The following is a 21139-nucleotide window of genomic DNA, read 5'->3' on the forward strand; positions in this document are numbered from 1 at the left end:
GCTAACTAATTCACAATGTTTATCTTCTCTTTAATTTTAATTAATTTTTTTATATAAGAATTATTTTTGTCTCCTTTGGCTATTTCCGCAGAAATCAGAGAAAGGAAGCTGTCATTAAAATCATCTTTGGCTAAGGGGTTAGCGCCATGAGCCAAAAGAACCTCAATGTGCTCAGGGCAACTGTTATACAGCGCATTAATTAATGGAGTTCTGTTCATAGCCCCTTTGATATTAACATCAGCTTTGTAATCTATTAGGGCACTCAATGTCTCTGTATTAACCGCTTGAAAGCTCTTGAAAATTATTGGCTGATTGTTTATTTCATCCCTTGCATTAGGCGATAATCCGCCTTCAAGCATAGCCTGTATCCAGACGCCTTTATCCGCTTTCATAACATATTCAGCCGGGCTACTTCGCCCTTCCGGTCTTGGCTGCAGTGGATCTGCCCCTGCCTTGACCAAATCCGTAATGATCTTGAGCCGCTCTGGCGTGTTCTTGTCAAAGATGGCGTTATTTATCGCCCAGAATAGCAACGTCATCTCCGCCTTGGCCGGCCGATTTAACGTTTCTTTGCTTACCGTCGGTAAAACCTTATCCAGCTTTTGCCTGTCACCCTCGTAGATGATGTTGGCGATGTCCAGCTGCTTTCCTTCAAAGTAATCCTGTGGTTGTAGATCCATACCTTGTTTGCACCCCTGCATGATGAGCGTAGACACTACCATCGTGATAATGAGTATGATTTTTTTCATATTCTTCCCTTGATTGTGGCAATGTCATCGTCTTTTTCATTTTCAATGCATTGTATCGCCTGGTCTATACCGTGCTTATCCAGCAGTGAGCCTGTTCCACCGGAAAGCGTGTGTTTTACTCCCACTGCATCAGGCGCCAACATGGACAAGCGTTCTTTCGCCATCACCGCCGGGGGATAAAATTGGAGGTCTTTGGCATCCTCCCACAAATCAACCTCCTGCAGCTTGGTCAATAGCTCCCCCTTCACGCGATACGCCTGAATATTATCGGCGCTGCCTATAATCGAACCGCCATATTTTTCTACAGTTCCTGCATTCAGGCCTGCTGCATTAAACGTCCAAGCCGGTTTGCCGCTGGCCATGGAGGCCGCAGACGCCATGCCCCCGCCCAGCGAATGGCCAGATATCCCGGCACCGCCTTTAATTGCTTTACCTATATTGACCGCTTTCTTGTAATATTCGGAGTTAAACCCCAACCCCTGAGCGCCGTTATTTGACCAGTCACTCAGGTTTTTAATGCCTGACAAATCGCCATTCAGTAACGCTTTCTGGGCAGCCTTACTTATTCCCTCCGGGAACTCGGGCGCACGCGATCCACGGAACACCACCGTCGGATTCATCGCTTTACCAAAGACCGTTTCATCTGGCTGATAAACCCGAGCCAGAAAGCCCGGCGTATCCTCATCGTCATAGAGCATATCTTTGCTTAAACCGAGTTTACCCAGCGCCCCATCATTGTTACTGATGTCCTTCCAGCCCTCAGGGATGTCTATCGTGTCCTTGAGTGGGTTAGTGGTCTTGTAAACATTCTCAGCCAGCTTCGCTTTTTCGACCGCGACGTTGTTCTCCGCCAATCGCTGTGCCGCCATGCGCGCATCAGGGTAAATGCTGCGGTTGCCTCGCCCTATCAGGTACTGGCGTTCTTGCCAGCGTTCAGCCTTAGTCATCGGACGAATGGCCTGTACCGTGGCGGCAACGGTTGCCACTGCGGTAGCGATGGCTTGCTGCAGAGGGGGATTCCGGGTCGTATTCTGCCTCGCCGGCAGCACCGTCGGTTTTGCCCGCCGGCCATAGCGGCTGACCATTTCTTCATAGCGGGCGATCACGCGCCCAGTTGGATAAAAGGCAGGAAGAGAGCTGCCGGGATAGCGCTGTAATCGGCCTTCCGCGTCGACGTAAAACGCGTATTTCGTCGGCGTCCAGGCGCCCATTCCCTCATCAATCGCCAGCAAGCCGCCCCGATTGAGATCATCGAACACGCTGCGCTTCACAATCGCGTCCTCACGATAACCGGTGACGCCAATACCGGATTGAGTATTGCGGGTTATGGAGTACCGGCTGCTTATCGATATGCCGGCTGCGCCGCCGAACAGATAATGCCGTTCCAGCTCATGGTGCGCTTGTGTCGGGGTGAGTATCCGGGAGAAACTTTCCGGCGCCGTGTGTTCAGAAAAGAGAGAGAGCAGCTTCATACGGCACCAGCCCGTACGTCGGTTCCCTGGGGCGGCGTTCCAGCCCCTTTCCTTGTCACCTCGCCGAGATTTAGCGAACGATAACGCATTGGATATCCTTATCTTGCAAGTCACTGTATGCCCGTGAATGTTCGAAAAACTAGCATAATTCAGCAAAGATTGCTTTGTTGTCTTGCTGTTCACACCGTAAGACCCGGTGGAGAGAATTCATGTAATGGTGTTTTTCGGCAGCGGCGTCTGGCAAACGCCATAGGAAAATAAATCTCAGATAAAAGTCTGGCGGAAAATCAGAAGGGATATAGAGAAAAAAAAATGGCACACCCAACGTTGCTGGGCTGCTTTTGCTGCGCCGGCCACAGGCCGGCGCAGCAATGCCCGTTTAGAACCGCTGTTTGATAGGTTCATCACTGTTCAGATTGCCGTTGGCCTGCGCTTCCCCGCAGGTGGTGGGGCCAAAGGCCACCACTTTGCCGTCGCTGTTTCTGAAGCCGACGTAGAACGGCGTCACGGTGCCGTTCGGCAAGCGGTGGTGGTAGTCGTGGCATACGCCCTGGCCGTTCAGCGTCGGCAGGGTGGCGATCGGCGCGCCGAAATCCCGGCTTATCGAGCGCTTGTCGGCGCCGACGTGAAAAGCGTCGGCGATCTTTTGATCGCGCAGCAGGCTGAAGGTATCGCAGCCGGTTAACAACAGGCTCACCGCCACAACAGCACTCCCTAACCCTTTAATCATTTTTCACTCCCTCTATATATATTGAGCCTGGCGGCAATTACGCTGTTTTGCCGGGTAAACATCGGCGAGCGCCCAAGGGCGTGCCTGCTCGCAAGAGCATTAAAAAAGAGAAGCCATGCAAATTAATGATTCAACGAATGAGATAACCATCCCATCGCCGTGGAAAGAACCGGATGGCGACGCGTTACAGTTTGCGGATCACATTGCCAATCAGGCATTTCACGGCGTTGATTTGCGCCGTCAGCCCCGGCTTGTCGGCGGGAAACACGCCGTCCAGCGCCGCGGTACCGACGGTGAAGCCAACCGCATTGCCCGTCACCACGGCGGCGATGCGATCTTCGCGGTCGATAGAGCCGGCGATATAAACCGGTTTGTCGACCGCATCGCACACCCGTCGAATCAACGTCGGCACGTCGCCGGCGAAGCGGTAGGCCAGCAGATCCAGCCCTGTCACGCCCGGTAAAGCGGCGCGCTGGCGGGCGCTGGCGACAATGTCTTCAATGTCACCTTCCAGCACGCTGGGGTGGCCGCTGATGCGGCCGGCGAACGGATAGTAGCGCAGGTCAGACTGACGAATGATCGGCAGCACGCTTTCCGGGCGCGTTCCCCCCATCAATACATCAACGCCCAATTCCAGCGCCGCGCGCGCCGAATTCATCTCGCTTTCTTCATCCAGGCTGACCACTTCCAGATAAGCGGTGGCGCCGCCGGCGTGGATCGCCTGCGCCAACTGTTTGAGTTGATCCAGCGGCTGGCCGATATCCTTAAAGCCGATATGCTTCACGCCGGCAGCCAGCACTTCTGGCAGCCGCGCTTGCGCATCGGGCACCGTGCTGTCGTTGCGCGTCAGCATGAAAATAAACTCGGGTGTGTGCATGGTGTTTCCTTATTGTCTTCAGGTGATATGAGTTATTGGGCGCGCAGCATTTTTTCCGCCTGCCGGAAGGCGTACAGCAGGCTGGCGTGTTCCGCCCGTCCGCTGCCCGCAATATCGAACGCCGTACCGTGGTCGACCGAGGTGCGGATAAACGGCAGGCCGACGGTGACGTTAACGCCGTGATCCACCCCGAGATATTTCACCGGGATCAGGCCCTGGTCGTGATATTGGGCGACCACAATGTCGAACTCCCCGCGCCGGGCGCGCATAAAAACGGTATCGCCGGGCCAGGGGCCGCTGACGTCCAACCCCTGTTCCCGCGCCAGGGCGATGGCGGGCACGATGACGTCAAGATCTTCGCGGCCGAACAGGCCGTTTTCACCGGCGTGCGGATTCAGGCCAGCCACCGCAATGCGCGGTTTCGCTATGCCCAACGCCCGGCAGGCCGCTTGCGCCAGATGAAACGCGCGCAGCTCGTTTTCCACGGTCGCCGCGTCGATGGCGTCCCGCAGCGAAACGTGAATGGAAACCAGGATCACCCGCAGCTCGTCGTTGGCCAGCATCATGGCGAAGTCCTGGGTGCCCGATCGCGCCGCCAGGATCTCGGTGTGCCCCGGATAATCGATCCCCGCCAGGCGCATCGCTTCCTTGTTCAGCGGCGCAGTGACGATGCCGGCGATGCGCCCCGCCAGCGCCAGATCGATGGCGGCAACCACCCAGGCATAAGACGCCGCCCCCGCGCGCTGATCGAGCCTGCCGAGGGGCAAGTCCGCCGGCAGCGCAACGCCGGCGGAATAGACGGCGGTCTCCCCCCGCCGCCAGGCTTCGTCCCATCCTGCCAGCGAGGCGGGCAGTTCGCGGATAGGCAGCGTCAGCCCCAGACTGGCCGCCGCGCGCGCCAGTGCGCCGGCATCGCCAATCACCACATAAGGCGTGCTCAACCGCTCTGTGGCCGCCAGTTTGGCGATGATCTCCGGCCCGATGCCGGCGGGATCGCCCATGGTTATCGCCAGCGGCAAGGTGGAAAGGGTCATTGTTCTTCTCCTTCTCGGTCAGCGCGCAACCGGGTTACGCAGTTCAACAACGTACCGGCCCGGCCAAAACCGCCCGCCTTGGTGGCGAACGGCAGCCTGCGGCCCGGCAGATTTAACAACCCGAAAGGCACGCCGGGTTCCACCTCACCGAACAGCGTCAATGAGCCGGCCGCCATGGCGTCGACGATGCGCCGCGCGGTATCGCCGCCGGTCGCCACCAGCCCGTCGAAGGCTGGCGTGCAACGGCTGACGACCGCGCCCAGCGCAGCGGCATGATCCGCCGTGGCCGCTCGCGACCGGGGCGACATCAGGCAAACCACATCTGCGCGCGCAAACGCCGCTCGCACCTCTTGCGCTGCCGCCTCGGGATCGGCCGCTTCAGGCAGCGTGACAAGCACCGCACCCGCCTGCCGCAGGCTTGCCAGCTGGGCGTCATTCGCGGGATGCAAGCTGCCAATCGCCACCAGCACTTTGCTGGCTCTCAGCGGCGGTTGAGCGGGCGGCGCGTTCTCCTTAGGGGACAACGCACGCGACAGCGCCGCCGCCAGGCCCGGCGATCCCACCCACACCACCGGTTCGGCAATACCGATCCGCCTCACGACCTCATCCAACTCGCCGTTGTCTACGGCGTCAAATACCTGAAAGCGCGTCGGCTCCAGCCCCGCCATGCACTCCATGACGTAGCCGGTGACGATCGGGTTCTTCGGATCGCGCGCAAAGGCGGTCTGCTCCAGCGCGACGCCGTCGACGTATTGTCGGCCGCCCACCGTGGTGCGGCCGGCATCCGGGAAGGCCGGCGCAACGATGGCGAGACGGCGCCCGCTGCCCGACAGCGCCCCGCGCGTTTCCGGCCCCAGATTGCCGCGCAGCGTGGAATCGATCGTTTTGTAGATGAGGCGCGCCGGTTTCACACTGGCGGCGGCATGGCGAAAACGCCGCTCCGCCTGCTCCGGCGAAACGAAGCGGGAATCTAAATCGAAGGCGACAATCTCAGCGCCCTGCAACGCGGCATCGGGCAGGCGCAGCATGACGCAGGCGTTCAGTCCGCGTGCGGCGAACGGAGCCGCGCCGTCGAGCGCGCTGGTAAGATCATCGGCGAGAATGGCAATCATCGCAGTTACCCGTAAGTGGAAAGTGATGCACACTTTGGCGGATTTGGCTGGCAATAAAAAACGATTTGCGTAGTATCGATGATTGAAAAAAACTCAATCAAAAGGGGGCGCAGTGCGTCAACGAAGGTTGCCTAACCTGGCGGTATTACGGGCTTTCGAAGCTACGGTGCGGTACGGCAGCGTGTCGAAAGCCGCCAAATCACTCAACGTCACCGACGGCGCCGTCAGCCGTGCGGTGCGCGAATTCGAGCAGACCCTGGGATTCGCGCTGTTTCAACGCACCAGCCGCATGGTGCATCCGACGCCGCAGGCGCAAGAGCTGGCGAGCGAGATCGGCCGGGGGCTGGACAACCTGCAGTCGGCGATCGACCGCGCCTGTCGGCATCATCAGAATCGCCCGTTGGTGATCTCCTGCGAGCCGACCTTTCTGATCCGCTGGCTGATCCCACGCCTGGCCGGTTTGCAGCAGGCGGTGGGGAAAGAGCGCGATCTGCAGCTGGTCTCCGCCGGCGGCGCCGTCGCCTTCTCGCGCGAAGGCATCGATCTGGCGATTCGCCGCAACGATTTCCCGATCGCCGACGACGTGGTCGCCCGCCCGTTCCTCAAAGAACGGGTCGGCCCGGTATGCCGCCGGGAGCATGCCGCGGCGGGGCGTGAACTGCGCGGCACCCTGCTCCACACCGAGACGCGACCGTACGCCTGGCGCGACTGGTGCGCCCACAGCGGCTTCGAGATCCGGCCGGGCAACGAGCTGCGTTTCGAACATTTCTATCTCAGCCTGCAGGCGGCGGTCGCCGGCGCCGGTATCGGCATCGGCCCTTTGGCGCTGGTGGCGGATGACATCGTCAACGGCGCGCTGGTGGCACCATATGGCTTTGCGCCTGACGGGACGGATTACGTGCTGATGACCCTGGCCGACGGCCAGGAGGATGCGATATTCTCAACGGTGTTGGATTGGCTGATCGCCATGGGGGAAGAAACCGAACGGGCGGTATTGGCGGGCGGAAAGAAAGCGTAACGGGGAAAAGTCTCCGCCTGCCGCGCAGGGCAAGCGGAGCGGCGTCAGGCGGCGATTACTTCTGCTCGGCCTGGCTTACGGTATCTTCGGCTTTCCAGATGCGGTATTTCACTTCCGCGTCTTTCGGCGCATACACCACGATCGGCAGGCGGCTGTTGTAGCGCTGCATCGCGGCGTCACCCAGGTTGGCGGCGATGAATTGCTTGGTCTTGGTGTTGTCCGGGCAGCCCATCATGGTCGAGGCCGGTTCAGAGAGCTTCTCCAGCACCAGATAATCGTAGCCCCAGCCGGACAGGGTTTTGGTTTCCAGCGTGCCGCCGATCATGTGGCGGTTGCAGTCCACCTCCAGCGTCTTGCCGATCAGCAGCTCCACCTTGTAGTTCTCTTCGTGCTCTTGCTTCGGCAGGTAGATCACCTGGCGGTTCATGCCCTTTTCGGCTTTCGGGTAAGGCGCGACCTTTTCCAGCGGCTGTTTGCTGATATCCGCGTCATCGCCAGAGGTAGCCGCCATAGCGCCGGCGGAAACGGCCATCAGCAGGCCGGAAAATACAACGGATGCCTTGTTCATGTTTTATCCCTACACTTTTTGTCAAATAATCCGCCTATAAACTAATACACTACCGCCAAGCCCGCCATAGGTTTAATCTTCTTTACAATAGGCGATAAATAGTGACAATCGCCTGATATCGCCGATTAACCGAAGCAATGGCTCAGTGTTTCTTCAGGTTGGTGATATAGGCCTTCACCACCTGATAAACATAATCCTGGCATGCCAGCCCGGTTTGCGGATTGTATTTGCCCTGATTGGTGATGTTGTTGGACAACACGCGAATGCCGACGAACGGCACCTTGAATTCGGCGGCGATCTGCGCGGCGGAGGCGGTCTCCATCTCTTCGACCGCAGTTTGATAGCGGTCGTGGAAATAGCGAATGCGGTCTAGCTCGCTGTTCCACACGTCGGCCGAGCCGATCACCCCTTCCACGACCTTGCCCTGTCGGTAATCGCTCTTAACGCTTTGCGCAATCGCCAGCAGGTTGGGGTCGGCGGGAAACTGGCGCAGGCTGTGCGCCTTTTTGTCCTCGCCGGCGCTGCCTTTGGAAGCCAACAGATCCATCGGCTGCCACTGCCGTGAGTCGCTGCCTGCCCCCAACGCCTTGGCCGGCGTTTTGAACGCCCCGAGATTGACCGAATATTTGCCCAGCACGATGTCATACACCTTGAGCGCAGGATCGTGGCCGCCGGCGGTGCCCTGGTTGATGATCGCCACCGGGTGAAACTGCGTGGCGGCGATCGCCGTGGCCGCCGCGGCGTTGGACATGCCCTTCAGCGTCTCCGACACCACCACCGGGTAGCCGTCTACGGTGCCGTGCCAAAAGCGCCAGCCGCCAATCTGCTCCTCGCGCGGGTTTTCCAACCGCTGGGCGAAACGTTCCGCCTCCACCGGCATGGCGCCCTGCACCACGATCGGCCCGGCGGCCGCAGGTTGGCCAAAGCTCAGCGGAGAAAAGGCCGCACCGGCAGCCGCCAACAGTAAGACACGCGCGTTATTCTGCATCACCACACTCTCATCCCGAAAAAAAGCAAACGATTACCTTAGCCGAAGGCGGTGGCCTCGGATAGGGTTTTCTTACCGGTGGACTAAGGTTTTCTTAAGACGGAATGATTACAGTGGCGTTATTCAATCCTGCCACCGAGCCTGCGCGTGAATCCAGAATCGTCATTAAATCAATCCTCAACGGCACCGCAAATTAAGACAACCGCTCTTTACTCCCTGCCGGCATCCTTTTACCGTTGGCAGGTTTTTGGCCTGCTGATCAGCGGCCTGCTGTTCCTGTGGCTTTCCCGCAGCCAACAGCTGGACTGGGCGATCGGCAACTTTTGGTACGATGCCGCCAGCGGGCATTTCCCGTGGCAAAACAATTATTGGCTGGATCTGATCAACCACCGCCTGCTGAAGCAAATAGTGATCGTCGGGGCGGTACTGGCGCTGTTTTGGGGCATCTATCGCCGCAGCGCGCGCCTGATCGTGACCATGCTGTTGATCGGGATCGGCCCGTTGGTAGTGGGCATTCTCAAGGCCACCAGCGCGCACTCCTGTCCGTGGGATCTGATCGAGTACGGCGGCAAGGCGATGTCCTTCCCGTTGTTCGATGCGGTGCCGGCACTGCCGGGCCCCGGCCGCTGTTTCCCCGGCGGGCACGCCTCGAGCGGTTTCGCGATCATGGCGTTGTTTTTCCTGTTTTATCCGCAGCGCCCGCGCCTGGCCTGGTGGTGCTGGTGCGGCGGCATTGCGCTCGGCATGCTGATGGGCTTTGGTCAGATCATGCGCGGCGCACATTTTCTTACCCATAACCTGTGGGCGGGTTGGTGGGTTTGGTTAAGCCAGTTGGTTATTTATTGGATGGTTAGCGGCTATTGGTGCCGCAAGATGAGGTAACGGTTATGGAGCAGTTAAACCATGTTCTTTTCGCCTGGATCAATGCGACCCCGGCGTCTCCCGAGTGGATGATTGATTTCGCCACCTTTTTGGCGCGCGATCTGATCATTATCGTGCCGCTGCTGATCGTCGGCCTGTGGCTGTGGGGGCCGCAAAGCCAGCTGGTTTCGCAGCGCGAAGTGGTGGCGAAAACCACGATCGCGCTGCTGTTCGCCATGCTTGCCGCCTCCGCTATCGGCGCGCTGCTGCCGCATGAGCGCCCATTCGTCGCCGGCGTGGGGTATACCTTCCTGGCGCACGCGCCGGACAGCTCGTTCCCGAGCGATCACGGCACCGCCATCTTTACCTTTGCGCTGGCGTTCCTGTTCTGGCACCGGGTCTGGTCCGGTGCGCTGCTGATGATTGTCGCCGTCGGCATCGCCTGGTCACGCGTTTACCTCGGCGTACACTGGCCGCTGGATATGGTCGGCGGTTTCCTGCTCGGTCTGGTCGGCTGCCTGTTCGCCCAGCTGGTGTGGAATCTGTTCGGCGATGCCCTCGCCGACAAGCTGTCGCGCCTGTATCGTTTCTTGTTCGCCTTCGCCATTCGCCGCGGCTGGGTGAAAGAGTAACCGTACAACATGACCGGGGCGTTACCGCCCCGTGATTTCACACCACGCCGGTGGTCACGCAGAACGCCCGCGTTTTTCCCGCTCCCAGCATCACCCCCGCCTCACCCTCTGACGCATTCGGGCGGCAGTTCGCCGGCTGAACAAAGGCCAGCAGCCGCCGGTTGCCCTGAACGGCGATGCGTCGCAGGCCATAGTTGAACTGCCCGGTAGCGAAGCGCGTGACATAACGCCGGCCTTGCGGCGTCAGCATAAAGAACTCGGCCTGATCCACATAGCGCGTCAGATCGTCGGAGCACAGCAGTTCTTGCCGGATCGCATCCCCTAACAAAGCCGGCGTCGGCAGATTCTGGCGGAATACCGCGTCGGGAATGCAATCATAGTTGAGGCGACACACATAGCGCAGCGGCTGCGGCCGCTCGGCCAGGTTAGTGACCTTCATCTCTATGGCGAACTGCGCGCTCTGGGCTGCCAAACGCAGCGCCGGGCCGATGCGCCAACGCCCGCCCAACCGCTCGCCTTCGCCATGCAACGTCAGCTCATCGCCCGTCAGCTGCAGCCACACGCGCTGCATCTGCAGCGGCGCGCCGTCGTGGCTCGGCCAGGCGGGGCAGAACGCCGCGTCGTCAGCGCGCTTTCTCCCGAGACCGCGGGCGCTGCGGCGGCCCGATTTCAATGAATAACCGTCAAACTCGGCGTCCCAAATCGCCAGGCCCTCATACGGCAAGACCGTCAGCGCGCCGCGGCAGTTCGCCAGCGTCAGCATCGGCCCGCGTTCTGCGCAGCGATGCGCGCTCACCGCGAAATCCGCATTGCGGAACAGTTCCTGCCGATGCGCCCCGAAAGCTTCAGGATCCAGTTCGATGTTGATCTTCATCTTTTTTCCCTCGACGTTGCGCCCGCGCAGGCCGCGAGCCGTTAAATGTTATTTAAATAACAAAACTCCGCCTTTAAGTTATACGTATAACGGCCTGTTCGCGACGATCTCGTCGACATTTTTTAAACATCGCTAGGTTTATCGGCATCTGAATGTTATTATTTTCACATTACCCATCCGGCTTACTGTCTTAACTTCACTAAGGAATCGCGATGACCACCGAAAACATCGATTACGCCAGCTACGTTGACCACACCCTGCTGGCGATGGACGCCACCGAACTGCAGATCGCCAAACTGTGCGAAGAAGCGCAGCAGCACAACTTCTATGCGGTATGCGTCAACTCCGGCTACGTGCCGCTGGCGGCCCAGCTGCTGCAGGAAAGCACCGTGAAAGTCTGCTCGGTGATCGGCTTCCCGCTGGGCGCCGGCCTGACCGTCGCCAAAGCCTTTGAAGCCAAAGCGGCGATCGCCGCCGGCGCGCAAGAGATCGATATGGTGATCAACGTCGGCTGGCTGAAAAGCGGCCTGCTGGACGAAGTGAAAGCCGACATCGCCGCCGTGCGCGAGGTTTGCGCGGCTATCCCGTTGAAGGTAATATTGGAAACCTGCCTGCTCAGCGATGCGCAGATCGTCCAGGTTTGTGAAATGTGTCGCGAACTCGATGTCGCCTTCGTGAAAACCTCTACCGGCTTCAGCACCGGCGGCGCTCGGGAAGAGCACGTCAAACTGATGCGCGAGACCGTGGGCAGCGAAATGGGCGTGAAAGCTTCCGGCGCCGTGCGCGATCGCGCCACCGCCGAGAAGATGATCAACGCCGGCGCCACGCGTATCGGCACCAGCTCCGGCGTCGCCATCGTATCCGGCGCCCAGCCGGCGGCGGGCAGCTACTGATCGTCGGCATGCCCTAACGGGCATAGCCAATACACAACGATGCGGGACAATACGGGCGGCCAATGCGGCCCGATATTGCCCCGCATCGTTGTGTTTAACGCCGGAAACGCCGGCACGCCCTTTACCTCTACTACCTGTGGGAAGACGGATCTATGGAAACGCGGCGCGAAGAACGTATCAACCGGTTAGTTCAGGCGTTAAAACGCGCTGACAAGATCCACCTGAAAGAAGCCGCCGTGCTGCTGGGGGTCTCGGAGATGACCATTCGCCGCGATCTGAGCGCCGAACCGGCGGCGGTGGTGCTGCTCGGCGGCTACGTGGTGACCGATCCGCGCAGCAACGGCGTCACCAACTACTTCGTTTCCGATCAAAAAGCCAAGCAGGTGACGGAGAAACGGCGCATCGGCCTGCTGGCGGCGCCGTTGATCAATGAAAACGACACGGTGTTTTTCGACTGCGGCACCACCACCCCGGCGATCATCGACGCCATCGCCGACGAGCTGATCTTCACCGCCGTGTGTCATTCGCTGAACACCTTCCTGGCGCTGCAGGACAAACCGAACTGCAAAGTGGTCCTGTGCGGCGGTGAGTTCAAGCCGAACAACTACATCTTTTCCAGCGTCGGCGGCCGCAACGAGCTCGATCACATCTGCCCGAACATCGCCTTTATCTCCGCCGCCGGCCTCAGCCTGCAGCATGGCGCCACCTGCTTCAACTTCGACGAGCTGGAGATGAAGCATCGCGCCATGGCGATGGCGCAGCAAAAGATCCTGGTGGCGGATCACAGCAAGTTCGGCAAAACCAAACCGGCCTGCATCGGCCCGCTGACGCAGTTCGATCGGGTGATCAGCGACCGCCAACCGGACGCCGACTTCATGGCGTTCTTCAACGACAACGCCATCGCTACCCGCTATTAATTCGCCTTCTGCGCCGTCGAAACCGACGGCGCACCGCTGCAATCCCCTTCTTTCCCCGCCCGAAAATGAACAAATAATGCGCAATCGATTCGCGTTTTTCGCTTATCCGCACGCAACATCAGGTTAATAAAATGCAACAGGTCACCCGGGTGATTATTTTCTCGCAGGCTAAACCCGCTGCCGGCTGGGTAAATTAACGACTATTTATGGCTTTTATATGATAAATCGCGCCAAAGGCCGCGATGTTTAAATAAACGGCGGTTTAAGCGGTTGCAGCAAATATCGCCAATACCTGTTAGGCATCTGTTATTTATATGATGAATGGTTACGCATTTCTATCCGCTAACCACGTAAGTAATTTCCCTTCGTTATTAACGGCGATTTTCATTAAAAACCATTTAAAAACAAATCGATGAATGAAATTTTACTTAAAAATACAATGTGATCCACATCACTAAAACTGCTTAATCCGGGTTTTTCGCTAGATCCAAAACCACGCATAAAATATATTGCTCGGCTTGCTGCTGAGCACAGCGCTTTATCCGGCTAATTATTGTACAAACCGCATAATCGCAGAAATTATTATGAGAGCGTTCTCAGCACAAAATCTTACACAAATGTGCAACAAATGCGCGAAAAATCGATAAAAAAGCAGATAACTGCACATATTGCGCATTTGAGAGCAGGATCACGGTTGTTTCTACTGTAAATCGTTATCTTGCCGCCAACAAAAATCGACAGGCAAAGACCTGTCGGCAGCGGTAACGACTTTTATCGCCCGTGACGGTGAAAAGTCTTTAGTGAATTACCCGGCGCTGTGCCTTGGTAATGAACACAATAAACAACCAGGGGGACGCCAAAACATCCCCGCAAGCAACACCTGATTCTTACCGCAAGCGTTGCCTGAATAGGACGCTTGACGGTTTAACCTTAAGTTTTGCCTTTTAATTTTAAATTCGTGTTCACTTCGGAGATATTTATGGACACTACACAGACCGGCACAATTGCCTCTGCGGCCTCGGGCTCCAGCAGTACCTGGCGTAAAACGGATACCATGTGGATGTTGGGCCTGTACGGCACCGCCATCGGCGCAGGCGTCCTGTTCTTGCCAATCAACGCCGGCATCGGCGGTTTGATTCCTCTGATCATCATGGCCATCATCGCTTTTCCGATGACCTTCTTTGCCCACCGCGGCCTGTGCCGTTTCGTTCTGTCCGGCAAGAATCCCGGTGAAGACATCACCGCCGTGGTAGAAGAGCACTTCGGCATCACCGCCGGTAAACTGATCACCCTGCTGTACTTCTTCGCCATCTACCCGATTCTGCTGGTTTACAGCGTGGCGATCACCAACACCGTCGACAGCTTCATCACCCACCAGTTGGGTATGACGTCGCCACCGCGTGCCATCCTGTCGCTGATCCTGATCGTCGGCCTGATGACCATCGTGCGCTTCGGTGAGCAGGCCATCGTGAAAACCATGAGTATCCTGGTCTTCCCGTTCGTCGCGGTGCTGATGCTGCTGGCGGTGTATCTGATCCCTAACTGGACCGGCGCCATCTTCGAAAACGTGTCGCTGTCCGGCAGCGGTACCGGCATGGGCCACGGCCTGATCATGACCCTGTGGCTGGCGATCCCGGTAATGGTGTTCTCCTTCAACCACTCGCCGATCATCTCCGCCTTCGCCGTCGCCAAACGCGAAGAGTACGGCGCAGACGCCGAGAAGAAATGCTCCCGCATTCTGGCCTACGCACACATCATGATGGTGCTGACCGTGATGTTCTTCGTGTTCAGCTGCGTGCTGAGCCTGACGCCGGAAAACCTGGCGGAAGCCAAGGCGCAGAACATCTCGATTCTGTCTTACCTGGCTAACCACTTTAATAACCCGATGATCGAGTACATCGCGCCGGTTATCGCCTTCGTCGCCATCACCAAATCGTTCCTGGGCCACTACCTGGGCGCGCGTGAAGGCTTCAACGGCCTGGTTGCCAAGTCGATGAAGAGCCGCGGCAAAACCGTCAGCACCGCCAAGCTGAACCGCATGACCGCTATCTTCATGCTGGTGACCACCTGGATCGTCGCCACCCTGAACCCAAGCATCCTGGGCATGATCGAAACCCTGGGCGGCCCAATCATCGCCATGCTGCTGTTCCTGATGCCGATGTATGCCATCCGTAAAGTGCCTGCCATGCGCAAGTACAGCGGCCACATCAGCAATGTGTTCGTGGTTGTGATGGGTCTGATCGCCATCTCTGCTATCGTGTTCAGCCTGCTCGGCTAATCACGTCCGGCCGGCGCCGCTGCGCGCCGGCCCTCCCGCACTCCCCCATTTCCCGTATTCACCGCCTGAAACCTGAAGAAGGAGGCGAGACCATGGTCAGCGTTTTCGATATTTTCAAAATTGGCATCGGCCCATCCAGTTCCCACACCGTTGGCCCGATGAAAGCCGGCAAACAGTTCGTCGACGATCTGATCGCCCACCAGCAGTTGCAGGACACCACCCGCGTGGTGGTCGACGTGTACGGTTCGCTGTCGTTGACCGGTAAAGGCCACCACACCGATATCGCCATCATCATGGGCCTGGCCGGCAACCTGCCGCACGACGTGGACATCGACAGCATTCCCGGCTTTATCCGCGACGTCGAACAGCGCGGCCGCCTGCCGCTGGCCAACGGCCATCACGAGGTGGATTTCCCGCAGCACGGCGGCATGAATTTCCACAGCGACAACCTGCCGCTGCACGAAAACGGCATGCGCATCCGCGCCTTCGCCGGTGAGCGCCTGCTGCACAGCAAAACCTATTACTCGATCGGCGGCGGTTTCATCGTCGACGAAGAGCACTTCGGCCAGTCCGCCGAGGGCGCCACGCCGGTGCCCTACCCGTTCAAATCGGCGCACGATCTGCAGCAGCATTGCAAAGACACCGGGCTGTCGCTGTCCGGCCTGGTGATGCAGAACGAGCTGGCGCTGCGCAGCAAGGCCGATATCGACGCGCACTTCGCCGACGTCTGGCAGGTGATGAGCGCCGGTATCGAGCGCGGCATCAACACCGAAGGCTTGCTGCCCGGCCCGATGAAGGTGCCGCGTCGCGCCGCCGCGCTGCGCCGCATTCTGGTGACCGGAGACAAGAACAATATCGACCCGATGAACGTGGTCGATTGGATCAACATGTTCGCGCTGGCGGTCAACGAAGAAAACGCCGCCGGTGGCCGCGTGGTCACCGCGCCGACCAACGGCGCCTGCGGCATCATTCCTGCGGTGCTGGCTTACTACGACAAGTTCATCCGTCCGGTAAACGCCAACTCCTACACCCGTTACTTCCTGGCGTCCGGTGTGATTGGCGCGCTGTACAAGATGAACGCCTCGATCTCCGGCGCCGAAGTGGGCTGCCAGGGGGAAGTGGGCGTGGCCTGTTCGATGGCGGCGGCCGGGTTGACCGAGCTGCTGGGCGGCAGCCCGGCGCAGGTGTGCATCGCGGCGGAGATCGCCATGGAGCACCATTTGGGGCTGACCTGCGATCCGCTCGCCGGCCAGGTTCAGGTGCCCTGCATCGAGCGTAACGCCATTTCCGCCGTCAAGGCGGTCAACGCCGCGCGCATGGCGATGCGCCGCACCAGCGAACCGCGAGTTTGTCTGGATAAGGTGATCGAAACCATGTACGAAACCGGCAAAGACATGAACGCCAAATACCGCGAAACCTCACAGGGCGGGCTGGCGATCAAGGTCGTAGCCTGCAACTGACCGCCACGGCGAGGCACTTAAGGCACCGGCCGCTCCGATTGGGCCGGCGCTGTCTCAGTGCTGCACCTTCCCTGCCGCAACGCCAGGCTGAATGCCGGCTCGCGCCCCCACGGCGCCGGGACGGGCGCTGTGCCGCAGCCAGCCGTAAAGTTCGGCATTACGCCGGAACCCCATCTTGCGCATAACGCTCATCTTGTGATTGCTGACGGTTTTCACGCTGATGTCCAGCATCCGTGCGATTTGCGTCACTCCCATCTCCCGCGTCATGCAGCGCATGATCTCCTGTTCGCGCAGCGTCAGGCCTCGGTGCTGGCATACGCAGTTCATGCCACAACTCGGCCTGCCCGGCCATTTGCTGCGCCGCTCCAACTCGGCGTTCACCTGATACAGCGCCGATACTAGCGGCGTATCGTGGTAGATGACGCCGGCCTCCAGCGCGCAGCGGGTGCCGGCGGTGCGTTTATGCCGCCCCTCCGGCGTTCGCAACGAGAAATACAGCGTTTGGCGCCCCGCAGCCTGCGCCTCAAAGAAGTGACAAAAACAGCTTTGCACGCCGGGAGGAAAATAGCAGAACACCAGATCGGCTTCGTGAACCTGCTGCGCATCCAGTAACAGCGTGCGCTTGCCGTAAGTGCTGAAGTGCAGCGCCAGGGCCTCCTGCCAACCGGCGCTGAAGTAACGGTTTTCATCAAATAGCGCGATTTTTATCATGGTGTTCATCCCTGCCCTCCCGCCGTGTCGGCTTCCCGTTTAACCGCCTTGGCACCCTTTGCCGGTGCCTGGCTGTTGTCGATGCGTAATTCATAAACCATGGTGGCGTTGGGCGGCACCTTCGGCGGATAGCCGGTTTCGCCGTAGGCCAGCGCCGGCGGCACGACCATCGTCAGCGAACCGTGGTTATGCAGATGGCTTATCGCCTCCCGAAACAGCGGCGGATATTCGGACAGCGGTTGCGACAGCACCTTGCCGCTCAGTTCCATATCCTGGATCACCGTGCCGTCGGTCAGTTTCTCCTTCACCACCACATCGACCACCGCCGTTGGCGCCAACGCCCCCTCCCCGGCGTAATCCACCCGATACCAGAAGCCCATCGCCGACGGCTTAACGCCCTTTTGTTGACGGAACTGCGCCAGGTAATCTTCGTCACGCCGCCGCTGTTCGTTAACGCGTTTCTCACGCGCGGCCACGGCGGCGGCATCCGCCTGCGCCGTCAGCGCATTCAGTTCATCCGGCGGCAGCTGCAAACGCCCCGACACGCTATCGATGACGCCCGCCAACAGGCTGTCGCGATCCACCGGTACGCCCCAGCTTTGACGCTCCGCCACTACCCCCTGAATGTCGCGCCCTAGCGCACTGCCCGCCGCGTAGGACAAACGCTTGCGTTCATCCTTCAACTGCTCCGGCGTCATCTCCCATTGCAGCCGCTGATGCAGCGCCAACAGCGCCTCGCGCGCCTGCTGGGTCGCCTTCTGCTCAGCGGCTCGCTTCTGCTCACTCGCTTCCAACGCGGCGCGCAGAGCGTGCAGCGCCTCCTGGTGCTCGCGCTGGCGTTGTGCAAGCGTCTGTGCCGATGCCTGTGCGGCGGACTCCAGCTCGCTGGCGCGCCGTTCGGCCTGCATCGCCGCCGCTTTGGTTTTAGCGGTTTCCTGCGTCGCCTGACGCAGCAGCGCCTCGACGCGCTGGGCATCGGGCGAGCCGCGCCAGGCGGCGCCCAGCCCGGCGATCCACTGCTGCAGCGTTGACGAATCAGGCAACGTCGCGACGGGTGGCGCCGCTTTCTCCGCCCGCAGCGCGGCAAGTTCCTGGCGCAACATCGTCAGTTCCATTCGCTGGCGCGCCAGCTGTTGGTCACGCGCCAATAATGCCTGGCTCAGCGTAAAAGCTTTGGCCGGTGAAGCTGGCTGTTGGGTGTCCGACGGGCGCTTCGCCGGCTCACGCTTTTTTTGCCCCGACGCACGGTCGGCGGGCGCCGCGTTTTCGCTCTTCGGCCCGGTGCTCTGCCGTTGATACTGCTCGGCAAACTGCAGCAGCGCCGGCACGCCGTCGTCCGCCTGCGCAACGCCGGTGAACAGCAGAGCGACACAGCCGAGCAGACGCAGCCTCATTTAATCTGCTCTCCGCGATCCGCCAGCCCGGTCAACACCGCCTGATTCACCCCGGCGCACAGATAGTTGACCTTGTAGCGATACAGCGCATCCACCGTCTCCTGCGTGTCGCCGTTTACCCGGGCGCGCAGATTGGCGTACTGCGAAGCGCCGCTCATCAGGCTGTCGAAGGCCTGTTTATAGCGCTGATACTGCTTCTCGTTGATGGTGCGCAATGCGCCCAGTTGCTGCTGGCACTGCTGCAGCTGCTCGGCCTCACGCTGCTTGCGCAAAGCCTCTTCTGACGGCGCTTGCACAGCCTGATTTTGGGTGTTCACGGCGGGTTTGCCCGATTTTTGGTTTTGACAGGCGGCGGCGCTCAACGCCAACAGGCACAGCAGGCTCATGCGCAGGGTGCGATTGAGGGGCTTTATCATCATTGCGTTTTTTGTCCTTGTAGACGCTTATTCGTATTCCAGCGTAAAAGTGGCCACCGCGCTGAAGGTACCGCGGCCGATGGTCTTCGTTTGGATAGCCTCCGGTTCCCCCTGCACATAGGCCTGCAGCGTGAGCGTGGTGTTGCCGGCATTCAGGCGGAATTTATCGCTGGCGCGATTGAGCGGCAGCGCCTTGCCGCTGCTGTCCTCCAACCCGATGCCGATCCCCGAGGCCAGGCTGCCGGCATCCAGCGCCAGCAGGCCGGGCAGTTTGGCGTTCTCGGTGCCGGTAAACGTAATGGCCACCGTATTGCCCAGGCTGAGATCGCACTCGGTCAGGTGCAACGCGAAGGTTTGGCTATGGGTGCGGGTATTCAGATACAGGTATTTGTCGACGATGGTGCCGAAATCCAGTTGGATATCCTCATCTCCCGGCTGAATGACGCACGGCTCGGCCACCAGCGTCCCGTGAAAGCGCATGTTTTCCGCCGCGTCCGCCGGCTGCGCCATCATGCCGGCCACCATGACCATGCCTGCCCCCAACAGCGCGCTCCGGCGCCGGTTCGTCTCTGTCGTGCGCATGACGCCACTCCCTTTGGTTAGGCTTGCGCCGGCTCGGCGCAAGCGGCGTATTAGTCGTAATAAAGGCGGAAATCGATCGCCGCACGGTAGGCGCCGGCGCTCAGCGTCGCCGGGGTGCGCACCGGCGTCACCGTATACGTCAGGGTGTTTTGTCCCGGCGTCAGCAAGATCGGTTTGTTACGCGCGCCGAGGCGCACCGGCAGGCCGCTGGCATCCGCCAACTGCAGCCCCAAGCCGGTAACGCCGGCGACCCTGACCAAACCCGGCGCGTCGTCATCCGCCGGCGCGGCAAACGCCACGGACACCGCAGGCTGGCTGCCGCTCCAGGCCAGCACCCCGGTCCAGGCGTCGCGGTTACTCGCCGGCGCCCGCAGGCAGTCTTTCAGCGTCAGCTCGAACGCCACCGGCGTGCCGCGATCGCCCGGGCGCTGAAAATGCGCCGTTCCCGTCTCCCCCAGCCACACTTCCTGACGAGCGGTGGTCATTTCCAGACTGCAGGCGCTTTCCGTCAACGCGCCGTAGACGTGGAGCGTGCCGTTCGCGCCCTCCACCTCCCAGTTCTCCACCGCCCGGGCCGGCGGCATCAGCATCAGCATCGTGCCCGCCGTCAGCGGCACCATCAGCGCGGCCAACACCGTCAGGCCGATAGTGCGTCGCTGATGACGTTCATAGGCTTTTCCCAACAACATGGGGATCTTTCGTTGCATGATTCGTTCACTCCGCTGTGTTCACTCTGTCTTCCCTGCTGGCGCGCGGATCGTCATTTGGCGACCGGCACGACCTGGCAGGCATTGCCGGCGCAGCGGAAGTTCAACTGCGGCCGCCCACCGTAATCGTTGATGTACGCCAGCGACGGCCCGTTGCCGAGGCTCGCGGCGGAGACGTTCAGCGGGGCGCTGGCCTTCGGCGCCACCATCAGCGGTTCAAAGCCCGCCGCCCCTTTCCCGCCCTTGCCGGCGCTCGCCTCAACGATCGTCACGTAATACGGGGTCGGGTTGTTCACCACGTACTTGTCGCCCTGCCGGGTCAGCGTCAGCTGCTCCTGCCACGGCGCCGCGTTCTTTTTCGGGGCGAGCGCCGCCGGGCGATAAAACATTTTGATGCGCGTCTGCAGCGCTATCTGCAGCGTGTTCGGCTTATTGCTGCGCGGCGGGATCTCGCGCAGGTTGAAGTAATACAGCGTCTCCCTGTCCTGCGGCAGCTGACGCGCCGCCGGCAGCGACTGGATCTTCACCTGGCTCGGTTTGCCTGGTTCCACCCGCTGCACCGGCGGCAGCACGGTGAAAGGGCTTTGGATCTTGTTGCCGCGATCGTCTTCGATCCATCCCTGCGCCAGATACGGCAACTGTTTGTTCTGGTTACTGATGTTGAGACTGACCGTTTTCAGGTCGCCGTCGAAAATCACGCGCGTGCGATCCAGCGCGATGGCCGCATGAGCGGGCAGGCTGACCGCGCCGATCGTCAACGCGGCGGCGAGCGGGCCCACAAGGAAAACGGTCTTTCTGGTCATAGTCAGATTCATCATGTCTTCACGGTTCCAGTCGGCCGGAAGCGGACGAGCCCGCCCCGGCGG

At 60.0% G+C, this 21139-nt stretch carries 22 protein-coding genes; 7 read left to right on the forward strand and 15 right to left on the reverse strand.

What is annotated here, in order from left to right; all coding sequences use genetic code 11:
* Positions 1 to 5 precede the first annotated feature (5 nt).
* The 6 genes from ABTW55_RS03580 to ABTW55_RS03605 all read right to left on the reverse strand — a co-directional run bounded on the left by ABTW55_RS03580 (position 6) and on the right by ABTW55_RS03605 (position 6028).
* Complete coding sequence (locus ABTW55_RS03580) at positions 6 to 749, reverse strand: ankyrin repeat domain-containing protein (RefSeq protein WP_060419791.1); 744 nt, start codon at positions 747 to 749, stop codon at positions 6 to 8.
* A complete protein-coding gene (locus tag ABTW55_RS03585) occupies positions 746 to 2221 on the reverse strand; it encodes a phospholipase (RefSeq protein WP_060438902.1) in 1476 nt (491 codons plus the stop codon). The genes ABTW55_RS03580 and ABTW55_RS03585 overlap by 4 nt, the downstream gene beginning before the upstream one ends.
* 379 nt (positions 2222 to 2600) lie before the next feature.
* The gene (locus ABTW55_RS03590) at positions 2601 to 2951 is read right to left on the reverse strand and encodes a hypothetical protein (RefSeq protein WP_146224395.1); all 351 of its coding nucleotides are present in this window, start codon (positions 2949 to 2951) and stop codon (positions 2601 to 2603) included.
* Positions 2952 to 3135: 184 nt separating this feature from the next.
* Positions 3136 to 3828: a hypothetical protein gene (locus tag ABTW55_RS03595; RefSeq protein WP_060419794.1), complete on the reverse strand. Its 693-nt coding sequence runs from the start codon at positions 3826 to 3828 to the stop codon at positions 3136 to 3138.
* Between the two features lie 32 nt (positions 3829 to 3860).
* Positions 3861 to 4862, reverse strand: a complete 1002-nt coding sequence (gene pdxA, locus ABTW55_RS03600; RefSeq protein WP_060419796.1) for a 4-hydroxythreonine-4-phosphate dehydrogenase PdxA — start codon at positions 4860 to 4862, stop codon at positions 3861 to 3863.
* Entirely contained in the window at positions 4859 to 6028 is a 1170-nt protein-coding gene (locus tag ABTW55_RS03605; RefSeq protein WP_146224396.1) for a four-carbon acid sugar kinase family protein, read from the reverse strand. The genes pdxA and ABTW55_RS03605 overlap by 4 nt, the downstream gene beginning before the upstream one ends.
* Positions 6029 to 6086: 58 nt before the next feature.
* Between ABTW55_RS03605 and ABTW55_RS03610 the strand changes: the two genes are divergently transcribed.
* Positions 6087 to 6992 carry a LysR family transcriptional regulator gene (locus tag ABTW55_RS03610; protein WP_060419801.1) on the forward strand — a complete coding sequence of 302 codons (906 nt, stop codon included), beginning with the start codon at positions 6087 to 6089 and terminating at the stop codon, positions 6990 to 6992.
* 55 nt (positions 6993 to 7047) lie between these two features.
* Here the strand turns inward: ABTW55_RS03610 and eco are convergent, their stop codons facing one another.
* Positions 7048 to 7560, reverse strand: a complete 513-nt coding sequence (gene eco / locus ABTW55_RS03615; protein WP_033637803.1) for a serine protease inhibitor ecotin — start codon at positions 7558 to 7560, stop codon at positions 7048 to 7050.
* Between the two features lie 142 nt (positions 7561 to 7702).
* Positions 7703 to 8548, reverse strand: coding sequence for a 5'-methylthioadenosine/S-adenosylhomocysteine nucleosidase (locus ABTW55_RS03620; protein ID WP_060419804.1), 846 nt, complete (start codon positions 8546 to 8548; stop codon positions 7703 to 7705).
* A 147-nt stretch (positions 8549 to 8695) separates the two neighbouring features.
* On the opposite strand from ABTW55_RS03620, the gene ABTW55_RS03625 reads away from it, so the two are divergent.
* Complete coding sequence (locus tag ABTW55_RS03625) at positions 8696 to 9430, forward strand: phosphatase PAP2 family protein (protein ID WP_060419806.1); 735 nt, start codon at positions 8696 to 8698, stop codon at positions 9428 to 9430.
* A gap of 5 nt (positions 9431 to 9435) precedes the next feature.
* Positions 9436 to 10041: an undecaprenyl-diphosphate phosphatase gene (ybjG, locus tag ABTW55_RS03630; protein WP_033637800.1), complete on the forward strand. Its 606-nt coding sequence runs from the start codon at positions 9436 to 9438 to the stop codon at positions 10039 to 10041.
* A gap of 37 nt (positions 10042 to 10078) precedes the next feature.
* Here ybjG and ABTW55_RS03635 read toward each other — a convergent pair whose 3' ends face one another.
* Positions 10079 to 10915 carry a hypothetical protein gene (locus ABTW55_RS03635; protein WP_060419809.1) on the reverse strand — a complete coding sequence of 279 codons (837 nt, stop codon included), beginning with the start codon at positions 10913 to 10915 and terminating at the stop codon, positions 10079 to 10081.
* 212 nt (positions 10916 to 11127) lie between these two features.
* Between ABTW55_RS03635 and deoC the strand changes: the two genes are divergently transcribed.
* From deoC to ABTW55_RS03655, 4 genes are all read left to right on the forward strand, one after another.
* Complete coding sequence (gene deoC / locus ABTW55_RS03640; RefSeq protein WP_033637798.1) at positions 11128 to 11808, forward strand: deoxyribose-phosphate aldolase; 681 nt, start codon at positions 11128 to 11130, stop codon at positions 11806 to 11808.
* Positions 11809 to 11960: 152 nt separating this feature from the next.
* On the forward strand, positions 11961 to 12725 hold the full coding sequence (deoR, locus tag ABTW55_RS03645; RefSeq protein ID WP_033637797.1) for a DNA-binding transcriptional repressor DeoR: 765 nt from the start codon (positions 11961 to 11963) through the stop codon (positions 12723 to 12725).
* Positions 12726 to 13704: 979 nt separating this feature from the next.
* Entirely contained in the window at positions 13705 to 15003 is a 1299-nt protein-coding gene (locus tag ABTW55_RS03650; RefSeq protein WP_004938697.1) for an HAAAP family serine/threonine permease, read from the forward strand.
* 92 nt (positions 15004 to 15095) lie between these two features.
* Positions 15096 to 16463, forward strand: a complete 1368-nt coding sequence (locus tag ABTW55_RS03655) for an L-serine ammonia-lyase (protein ID WP_033646691.1) — start codon at positions 15096 to 15098, stop codon at positions 16461 to 16463.
* A 54-nt stretch (positions 16464 to 16517) separates the two neighbouring features.
* Here ABTW55_RS03655 and ABTW55_RS03660 read toward each other — a convergent pair whose 3' ends face one another.
* The 6 genes from ABTW55_RS03660 to ABTW55_RS03685 form a co-directional block, all read right to left on the reverse strand.
* Positions 16518 to 17183 (reverse strand): helix-turn-helix transcriptional regulator, encoded by a 666-nt coding sequence (locus tag ABTW55_RS03660; protein WP_033654632.1) that lies wholly within the window; start codon positions 17181 to 17183, stop codon positions 16518 to 16520.
* Positions 17180 to 18568 (reverse strand): FKBP-type peptidyl-prolyl cis-trans isomerase N-terminal domain-containing protein, encoded by a 1389-nt coding sequence (locus ABTW55_RS03665; RefSeq protein WP_060419813.1) that lies wholly within the window; start codon positions 18566 to 18568, stop codon positions 17180 to 17182. The genes ABTW55_RS03660 and ABTW55_RS03665 overlap by 4 nt, the downstream gene beginning before the upstream one ends.
* Positions 18565 to 18987, reverse strand: a complete 423-nt coding sequence (locus ABTW55_RS03670; RefSeq protein WP_060419817.1) for a hypothetical protein — start codon at positions 18985 to 18987, stop codon at positions 18565 to 18567. The genes ABTW55_RS03665 and ABTW55_RS03670 overlap by 4 nt, the downstream gene beginning before the upstream one ends.
* A 24-nt stretch (positions 18988 to 19011) precedes the next feature.
* Positions 19012 to 19566 carry a fimbrial protein gene (locus tag ABTW55_RS03675; protein WP_033654629.1) on the reverse strand — a complete coding sequence of 185 codons (555 nt, stop codon included), beginning with the start codon at positions 19564 to 19566 and terminating at the stop codon, positions 19012 to 19014.
* A 50-nt stretch (positions 19567 to 19616) separates the two neighbouring features.
* Positions 19617 to 20255 carry a fimbrial protein gene (locus ABTW55_RS03680; RefSeq protein ID WP_060419820.1) on the reverse strand — a complete coding sequence of 213 codons (639 nt, stop codon included), beginning with the start codon at positions 20253 to 20255 and terminating at the stop codon, positions 19617 to 19619.
* A gap of 71 nt (positions 20256 to 20326) precedes the next feature.
* On the reverse strand, positions 20327 to 21091 hold the full coding sequence (locus ABTW55_RS03685) for a fimbria/pilus periplasmic chaperone (RefSeq protein ID WP_048321394.1): 765 nt from the start codon (positions 21089 to 21091) through the stop codon (positions 20327 to 20329).
* Between the last annotated feature and the right edge of the window lie 48 nt (positions 21092 to 21139).

This window comes from Serratia sp. SM04, from assembly GCF_040280225.1.
In the GTDB taxonomy this organism is placed as follows: domain Bacteria; phylum Pseudomonadota; class Gammaproteobacteria; order Enterobacterales; family Enterobacteriaceae; genus Serratia; species Serratia sarumanii.

Coding starts and splice junctions, on each gene's coding strand:
- ABTW55_RS03580 (WP_060419791.1), bottom strand. CDS start 749: ATGAAAAAAATCATACTCATTATCACGATGGTAGTGTCTACGCTCATC.
- ABTW55_RS03585 (WP_060438902.1), bottom strand. CDS start 2,221: ATGAAGCTGCTCTCTCTCTTTTCTGAACACACGGCGCCGGAAAGTTTC.
- ABTW55_RS03590 (WP_146224395.1), bottom strand. CDS start 2,951: ATGATTAAAGGGTTAGGGAGTGCTGTTGTGGCGGTGAGCCTGTTGTTA.
- ABTW55_RS03595 (WP_060419794.1), bottom strand. CDS start 3,828: ATGCACACACCCGAGTTTATTTTCATGCTGACGCGCAACGACAGCACG.
- pdxA (WP_060419796.1), bottom strand. CDS start 4,862: ATGACCCTTTCCACCTTGCCGCTGGCGATAACCATGGGCGATCCCGCC.
- eco (WP_033637803.1), bottom strand. CDS start 7,560: ATGAACAAGGCATCCGTTGTATTTTCCGGCCTGCTGATGGCCGTTTCC.
- ABTW55_RS03620 (WP_060419804.1), bottom strand. CDS start 8,548: ATGCAGAATAACGCGCGTGTCTTACTGTTGGCGGCTGCCGGTGCGGCC.
- ybjG (WP_033637800.1), top strand. CDS start 9,436: ATGGAGCAGTTAAACCATGTTCTTTTCGCCTGGATCAATGCGACCCCG.
- ABTW55_RS03635 (WP_060419809.1), bottom strand. CDS start 10,915: ATGAAGATCAACATCGAACTGGATCCTGAAGCTTTCGGGGCGCATCGG.
- deoC (WP_033637798.1), top strand. CDS start 11,128: ATGACCACCGAAAACATCGATTACGCCAGCTACGTTGACCACACCCTG.
- deoR (WP_033637797.1), top strand. CDS start 11,961: ATGGAAACGCGGCGCGAAGAACGTATCAACCGGTTAGTTCAGGCGTTA.
- ABTW55_RS03650 (WP_004938697.1), top strand. CDS start 13,705: ATGGACACTACACAGACCGGCACAATTGCCTCTGCGGCCTCGGGCTCC.
- ABTW55_RS03655 (WP_033646691.1), top strand. CDS start 15,096: ATGGTCAGCGTTTTCGATATTTTCAAAATTGGCATCGGCCCATCCAGT.
- ABTW55_RS03660 (WP_033654632.1), bottom strand. CDS start 17,183: ATGAACACCATGATAAAAATCGCGCTATTTGATGAAAACCGTTACTTC.
- ABTW55_RS03665 (WP_060419813.1), bottom strand. CDS start 18,568: ATGAGGCTGCGTCTGCTCGGCTGTGTCGCTCTGCTGTTCACCGGCGTT.
- ABTW55_RS03670 (WP_060419817.1), bottom strand. CDS start 18,987: ATGATGATAAAGCCCCTCAATCGCACCCTGCGCATGAGCCTGCTGTGC.
- ABTW55_RS03675 (WP_033654629.1), bottom strand. CDS start 19,566: ATGCGCACGACAGAGACGAACCGGCGCCGGAGCGCGCTGTTGGGGGCA.
- ABTW55_RS03680 (WP_060419820.1), bottom strand. CDS start 20,255: ATGTTGTTGGGAAAAGCCTATGAACGTCATCAGCGACGCACTATCGGC.
- ABTW55_RS03685 (WP_048321394.1), bottom strand. CDS start 21,091: ATGATGAATCTGACTATGACCAGAAAGACCGTTTTCCTTGTGGGCCCG.